The organism is Blautia sp. CGZ-1-C1 (genome assembly GCF_056504575.1).
In genome coordinates, this window is the sequence record NZ_JBWLUT010000044.1 from 21,044 (window position 1) to 27,574 (window position 6,531).

Annotated in this window: 5 protein-coding genes and 1 pseudogene; all 6 read left to right on the top strand. The window is 41.5% G+C overall.

Annotation, left to right across the window (positions count from 1 at the left end; translation table 11 throughout):
* Positions 1 to 233 precede the first annotated feature (233 nt).
* Positions 234 to 728, top strand: a complete 495-nt coding sequence (locus tag AC058W_RS02690; protein WP_147324757.1) for a hypothetical protein — start codon at positions 234 to 236, stop codon at positions 726 to 728.
* A 288-nt stretch (positions 729 to 1,016) separates the two neighbouring features.
* Positions 1,017 to 1,784: a phosphoribosylformimino-5-aminoimidazole carboxamide ribotide isomerase gene (gene hisA / locus AC058W_RS02695; RefSeq protein WP_117674243.1), complete on the top strand. Its 768-nt coding sequence runs from the start codon at positions 1,017 to 1,019 to the stop codon at positions 1,782 to 1,784.
* A gap of 242 nt (positions 1,785 to 2,026) precedes the next feature.
* A complete protein-coding gene (gene hpf, locus AC058W_RS02700) occupies positions 2,027 to 2,554 on the top strand; it encodes a ribosome hibernation-promoting factor, HPF/YfiA family (RefSeq protein ID WP_117674244.1) in 528 nt (175 codons plus the stop codon).
* Between the two features lie 360 nt (positions 2,555 to 2,914).
* Positions 2,915 to 3,727 carry a bifunctional hydroxymethylpyrimidine kinase/phosphomethylpyrimidine kinase gene (gene thiD / locus AC058W_RS02705; protein WP_117674245.1) on the top strand — a complete coding sequence of 271 codons (813 nt, stop codon included), beginning with the start codon at positions 2,915 to 2,917 and terminating at the stop codon, positions 3,725 to 3,727.
* A 266-nt stretch (positions 3,728 to 3,993) separates the two neighbouring features.
* Complete coding sequence (malQ, locus tag AC058W_RS02710; RefSeq protein WP_479389676.1) at positions 3,994 to 5,511, top strand: 4-alpha-glucanotransferase; 1,518 nt, start codon at positions 3,994 to 3,996, stop codon at positions 5,509 to 5,511.
* A 352-nt stretch (positions 5,512 to 5,863) separates the two neighbouring features.
* A pseudogene (locus AC058W_RS02715) lies at positions 5,864 to 6,472 on the top strand (DEAD/DEAH box helicase); the annotation flags it as partial.
* Positions 6,473 to 6,531 lie beyond the last annotated feature (59 nt).

Consider the following 6,531-nt stretch of genomic DNA (forward strand, 5'->3'; position numbering starts at 1 on the left):
TCCTGTTTACAGAAATTTTTATCAGGCTGACATATCATTTGCATCATAACACGAAATGTAAAATTTTCCAGAATAGTATTGGTTTTTATGCACATATTAAAAATACGATGACAGCAGAGAACAAACAAAAGGTTTACTCTCGCATCATACAACATAAAAAATCATAATACAAAAAGCGGAGGGATTTCCGTCGCATGAACAGGCGGACTGCTTTCCGGGAACAGGAGACGAATATGAGAAAAAAAGTAAAGAAGATTCTTGTGAGTGCGGCACTTATTGTGACATTATGTATGTTTACTGCGTGTGGAAATACCAACAATGCAGCAGATGAGGCAGATACAAATGAGGAAAATATGACGGATGAAAATGTGACAGATGATACGGTTGATGATGCAGATAATGGTGTGAAAAATAACACAACAGACGGCAACGTAGCTGGAGATAATACAGTCAGAAACGATACAGACGGCAATAATACAACCGGAAATAATACAACAAATAATACAGACAATGGAACCGTGACGGATGATGGACTGGCTGGAAATGGAGCAGCAGAGGATGGTATGGCAGGTGATGCGGTAAATGGCGATAATAATACTGCAACAGATAATAATGATGGAACTGTTTCCGGAGCACTTGGGAATGGAGTCAGAGACCTGGGCGAAGGAGTTGGTGATGCAGTTGAAGATGTAGGCGATGCTGTTGGAAATGCAGCGGAGGGAAGATAGAAAGAGGAGCTCAATTAAAACATGGAATTTATCTGAATCCGTTGAATAACTGCGCGTCATATTCTCATTGCTTCAGTGATGAGTTAGACGCGCAATTTTTTTGCTGACATAAGGAGACTGGTGTAATATGTCAATATCGTATGCGGCAGTCTCAATTATGATTGACAGGATTTCTAAAAAAATCGAGACAACAGAAATGGTTTATGGTATTATCGTAGTAAAGTAATAAAATATTGCTGTTAACTTTGTTCTCAGTAACAATAAAATAACAATGGAGGAAACAGGTCTATGAAATTTCGGCCATGTATTGACATACATAATGGAAAAGTGAAACAGATTGTGGGAGGGAGTCTCACAGATGTACAGGATCAGGCGAGTGAGAATTTTGTATCTGAACAGGATGCATCTTTTTATGCAGATTTATACAAAAAAGCAGGAATAAAGGGTGGTCATGTGATCTTATTAAACAGTCATGACTCTCCTTATTATGAAGCAACGAAAGAGCAGGCACTTCTTGCTCTTCGTACATATCCGAAAGGTTTGCAGATCGGAGGGGGCGTAAATCCGGATAATGCCGGGGAATACCTGAATGCCGGGGCAAGTCATGTGATTGTTACTTCCTACGTCTTTAAAGATGGAAAAATTTCCTGGAAAAATTTAAACAGAATGAAAGATACTGTGGGAAAAGAGAATCTGGTTCTGGATCTTAGCTGTCGCAAAAAAGATGGAAAATATTATATTGTGACAGACCGCTGGCAGAAATTTACGGAAGTCATCGTAACATTAGAAACTATGGAAGAACTGGGAAACTACTGCGATGAGTTTCTGGTTCATGCGGTAGACGTGGAAGGTAAGGCACGCGGAGTAGAGACTGAACTGGCAGCTCTGCTTGGGGCATACAGAGGAAATCCGGTTACCTATGCCGGAGGTGTCGGCTCTGTGAGTGACATTGAGGATCTTCGTAAATACGGAAAAGACAGACTTGATGTTACAGTAGGCAGCGCACTGGATCTCTTTGGAGGAAGGATTCCATTTACAGAATTGATTAAACTTTAACTTATAGCAATTCCATAAAAGATTGCAATTAATTCGACACATCAGAGCGTGAAGTCCTGCGATAATTATTATATTTGTAATGAAAATAAATAGGAAATTACGTGGGTTTTATCATAATAAGGTGGGAACTTTGAGGATATTCTTAAAGTAAACAGAAAAAATGTGAAATTTTAATAAAATAGTGTTAAAATTCAAAATTATGTGTTATAATAGACCCATCAAACAGCAAAGGGGATGGAAGCATGAAATTTATCATCAGCGGAAAAAATATTACAGTTACAGAAGGTCTTAAGACAGCGGTCCAGGACAAACTCAGTAAACTGGAAAGGTATTTCACTCCTGACACCGAAGTTGTAGTAACTTTAAGTGTTGAAAAAGAAAGACAGAAAATCGAAGTAACGATTCCTGTAAAAGGAAACATCATCCGTTCTGAACAGGTAAGCAATGACATGTATGTATCAATTGATCTGGTAGAGGAAGTCATTGAACGTCAGCTTCGCAAGTACAAAAATAAAATCGTAGACAAACAGCAGGCAGCAGCCAACTTCCAGAAAGCATATCTGGACAAGGACTACGAAGAAGATGAAGAGGTTAAGATCATCCGTACCAAGAAATTTGGAATTAAACCAATGTATCCGGAAGATGCATGCGTACAGATGGAACTTCTCGGACATAATTTCTTTGTATTCTACAATGCAGAAACAGAGCAGGTAAATGTAGTTTACAAACGTAAAGGAAATACTTACGGTCTGATTGAACCGGAATTCTAGTGTGCCGACAAGTTGATTCTTGAAACAATCTTGCAGGATAAATTTTCTTATTTCAAGGCGGAGGAGAGAGGCGTAGCGGTGGCTACGGCGACCGACGACAACGCGGAAATAAGAAATTTAGACGTAAGATTGTTCAGGAAATCAACTTGTTGGTACACTAGTATGCGCTGTACTAGGTCTTATCAGAACATAAAAAGGCCATAAAAAAGTTTTCATAAGAAAAGCTTCCGTGCAGAACCCAAACTTCTGTGCGGAAGCTTTTTTAACCGAATCAACTGCGAAGCAGTTATTCGGTGTAGAGCCACGTAGCAAAGGCAGAAGTTTTTATCTGGTTAAATAAGAAAAAGAAGAGGTAGAGGAATGAAAACAGCATTGACAATTGCAGGCAGTGATTCCAGCGGTGGAGCTGGGATTCAGGCGGATATTAAGACAATGATCGCAAATGGTGTATACGCAATGAGTGCGATTACAGCATTGACGGCACAGAATACAACAGGTGTAACTGCAATCATGGAAGTGACACCGGAATTTCTGGGAGAGGAACTGGATAATATTTTTACAGATATTTATCCGGATGCAGTAAAGATAGGAATGGTATCTTCAAGCACCCTGATTGGGAAGATTGCAGACAAACTGGAGGAATATAAAGCGGGAAATATCGTGGTCGATCCTGTTATGGTGGCAACGAGCGGAGCGAAACTGATCAGCGATGAGGCAATCGAAATATTGAAACAGCGTCTGCTTCCGATTTCAAGTGTACTGACTCCGAATATTCCGGAAGCGGAAGTTCTGGCAGAGATGGAGATTCATACGGCAGATGATATGATCGCAGCAGCAAAGAAAATCAGTGATACATATCACTGCGCGGTTTTGTGTAAAGGCGGACACAAGCTAAATGATGCCAATGATCTGCTTTACCGGGATGGCAGCTATCGCTGGTTTGAGGGAAAACGTATTAACAATCCGAATACCCATGGAACCGGCTGCACGCTTTCCAGTGCTATTGCCTCAAATCTTGCCAAAGGCTTTGATCTGGATACATCGGTAGAGCGCGCCAAAGATTATATTTCCGGAGCACTGGCAGCGATGCTTGACCTTGGAAAAGGCAGCGGACCGATGGATCATGGATTTGCAATTACAGGAGAATATAAGAAAGAATCTGAGAGGGAATAATTTTCAGTAAACAGGATGCGAAGATTAAGCTAGTATGACTCACGCTAATTAACGATCTGATTCATGCTGGATAAATTTTCATCTACAAGGCGAAGGAATGAGGCGTAGCGGTGGCTACGGCGATTGACGACAACGCAGTAGATGGGAATTTATACAAATGAAGCAGGTCGCTAATTAGCGTGAGCCATACTAGGTTTAAAGCATAGGAAATCTAATGCTTTAAGCCTGGTTTTTCACTTTTGACGTAGTACTCAAAATATGATAGAATATACAGAAAATCCTGTAAAGAAAGAAGGAGCAAAAACGCAATGAGAAAAGCCGGAGTATTAATGCCAGTTTCCGCACTTCCATCACGTGTTGGTGCCGGGGAACTCGGAGAAGCAGCATTTCATTTTATAGAATTACTAAAAAAGAATCATGTTAAAATATGGCAGATTCTTCCACTTAACCCAGTTGGTTACGGAAATTCTCCATATCAGCCATATTCCTCTTGCGCTGGTGATGAAATATATATCAGTCTGGACAAACTTGCAGAGGATGGGCTGCTGAAGACAGCACCTGAAGCTTTTTTACAGAATGCGAAGAGAGTAGATTACGAAGCTGTCCGTCAGTACAGAGAGCCGTTCCTGAGAGAAGCTTTTGAAGTTTTTACAAAGAAAAAGGGACAGGAAGAGTCTGCATATAAAGAATTTGCAGCACAGGAATGGGTGTATGAATATGGTGTATTCCGTGCATTGAAGAAAGCAAATAACGGAAATTGCTGGAATGACTGGGCGGAAGAGGACAGAAACTGGCCGGAGAACAGACATGCATTATCAGCAGAAGTCGAGGCAGAGGCCCGGTATCAGATGTTCCTTCAGTATATTTTCTACACTCAGTGGATGGACGTAAAGAAAACGGCAAACGAAGCCGGTATTGAGATCATGGGCGATGTTCCGTTCTATGTAGGTCAGGATTCTGTAGATGTGTGGGGCGGTAAGGATAATTTCCTTCTGGACACAGACGGACGTCCGATCTTTATTGCAGGAGTACCACCAGACTATTTCAGCGCGACAGGTCAGAGATGGGGAAATCCGATTTACGACTGGGAACATATGAAAGAACAGAATTATCAGTTCTGGGTAGACAGAATCGGTTACAGCAATAAATTGTTTGATATCATCAGAATCGATCATTTCCGTGCATTTGATACATACTGGAAGATTCCTGCAACCTGTCCGACTGCGATTGACGGCGAATGGATCGAAGCACCTGGATATGAAGTGATTGACACACTTCAGAAAGAGCTTCCGGGGCTGAATCTGGTGGCTGAGGATCTGGGACTGCTCCGTCCGGAAGTTCTGGTATTAAAGGATCATTACCATCTGAAAGGAATGAAAATCCTTATCTTTTCTATCGAAACAGGTGGAAAATATGCCAGGGATACCTTCCATGATGTGGAAAACATGATTTTCTATACAGGAACTCATGACAATGACACGATTATGCAGTGGTATGAAAATATGAGCACTGCATCCAGAAGAAAACTTCGCCGTATGTTAAAGAAAGCAGGGGCATCACAGGGTTCTGTCAAAGACCGATTCCTTCAGTATACCATGCAGAATCAGGCGGAATATGCGATCATCCCGCTGGCAGATATCCTTGGACTGGGAAAAGAAGGCCATATTAATATACCGGGAACAATCGGTTCTCCGAACTGGGAGTGGCACTTACCGGATTTTGTACAGGCCGAGAAAGAATTACAGAAATTAGGACGCCTGATTGTAGATACTAAACGTATTTGACCGAATCAGGTAAGTCCCCTGCGGAGGTTGCGAAGAGCAATAAGAAGTGGGTGGGGACTTGCTGCTTTTGGTATTTTATGTTCAAACACTTCGCGGGATAGTGACATGTGAATAAGAACAGATTTAGTAACAATTTTCTTATTTTGTTTATGAAAAATTCATTGTTTTCCATACTGGAAAGTGTTAGAATAGTTTAGTATTGTGTATACAGAAAAATCGTTTGTAATGTTCGCATGCTGCTATTATGTTTGCAGTGAACGGAGTAAACAATAATAACCGGCGTCGTACAGATGCCGGTGTATAGCAGCAATGCTTTGTAAAAATAGAGAGATTAACAGGAGTAAAACCTAATATGAATATGTTTTCAAAAGTATTCGGGACCCGCAGCCAGCGAGAGGTTAAGCGTATCATGCCTCTGGTTGAGAAAATCGAGAGCCTGCGCCCGGACATGCAGAAGTTAAGTGACGAGGAACTGAAAGGAAAGACAAGAGAGTTCAAGAAACGTCTGGAAGAGGGAGAGACATTAGATGATCTGCTTCCAGAGGCATTTGCGGTTGTACGTGAAGCCGGTAAACGTGTTCTTGGAATGGAGCATTTCCGAGTGCAGTTAATCGGTGGTATCATTCTTCACCAGGGACGTATCGCAGAGATGAGAACAGGTGAAGGTAAAACACTTGTTGCCACACTTCCGGCATACTTAAATGCCCTGGAAGGTAAAGGTGTGCATATCGTAACAGTCAATGACTATCTGGCTAAACGAGATGCAGAAGAGATGGGACAGATCCATGAATTCCTTGGCCTGACTGTCGGCGTTGTTTTAAATGATATGAAGCAGGATGAACGTCGTGCTGCATACAACTGCGACATTACCTATGTTACCAATAACGAACTTGGTTTCGATTATCTGCGTGACAACATGGTTATTTATAAAGAACAGCTGGTACAGAGAGATCTGCACTACTGAAGCGGCGCACGAAAAACGCGAAAGCGTTTCACGATAAGTTAAAACTACGTCCTAAA